At 39.0% G+C, this 1,081-nt stretch carries 1 protein-coding gene; it reads right to left on the minus strand.

The window, feature by feature from the left end; all coding sequences use genetic code 11:
• A partial coding sequence (locus ACKTTC_RS13140) for a T9SS type B sorting domain-containing protein (protein WP_408040294.1) occupies positions 1-1,081 on the minus strand: 1,081 nt, incomplete at both ends.

The following is a 1,081-nucleotide window of genomic DNA, read 5'->3' on the forward strand; positions in this document are numbered from 1 at the left end:
TGGAACTGGTTCGTCATTAAAGAATGTTAAACTAACATTTGCATAACCATTCCACCATTGTGGATTCGTACTACCATTATTGTTATACTTATAAACTTTTCTACCATATCTATTATACACTTCCATTGAGAAGTTTCTATAGTTTGCTAAGAAAGGAACTACAAAAGTGTCGTTAACTCCATCTCCGTTTGGTGAGAATCCTTCTGGAATTAATTCACAACTTGTTACATCTATATGATCTGGAATACCATCATTATCACAATCATTCATAAATTCATCGATTGTTAATATAGTATCTCCATCATCATCTGTATCTAAATAATTAGGTATACCATCACCATCTGTATCATCGTCTGTAGGATCTCCATTTTTATTGATATCCTCATCTTGCGTTGAAACTCCATCTCCATCATCGTCAGTATCTTGATAGTCTGGAATACCATCTCCATCTGTATCAGTGTCTCCTTCCGTTGTGTCTGGAACACCATCTCCATCTGAATCATCATCTAAATAATCTGCCGTACCGTCTCCATCTGTGTCTCCTGAGCCTTCTGTAACATCTGGGATACCATCTCCATCTGAATCATCATCTAAATAATCTGCTGTACCGTCTCCATCGCTATCTCCTGATCCCTCAGTAACATCTGGAATACCATCTCCATCCGAGTCATCATCTAAATAATCTGCCGTACCATCACCGTCACTATCTCCCGATCCTTCCGTAACATCTGGAATACCATCTCCATCCGAGTCATCATCTAAATAATCTGCTGTACCATCACCGTCACTATCTCCCGATCCTTCTGTAACATCTGGAATACCATCTCCATCCGAGTCATCATCTAAATAATCTGGTGTACCATCTCCATCACTATCTCCTGATCCTTCTATAGCATCTGGAATACCATCATTATCTGAATCTTCATCTAAAGAGTCTGGTATACCATCTCCATCACTGTCACCTGTACCTTCTGTAACATCTGAAATGCCATCATTATCATCATCTGGATCTGTTACATCTGGTGTACCATCTCCATCTGTATCTACTTGAACGGTTACTGTAATTGTTTCCGTTACACAA

This window comes from Tenacibaculum amylolyticum, from assembly GCF_964511145.1.
GTDB classification, from domain to species: domain Bacteria; phylum Bacteroidota; class Bacteroidia; order Flavobacteriales; family Flavobacteriaceae; genus Polaribacter; species Polaribacter amylolyticum.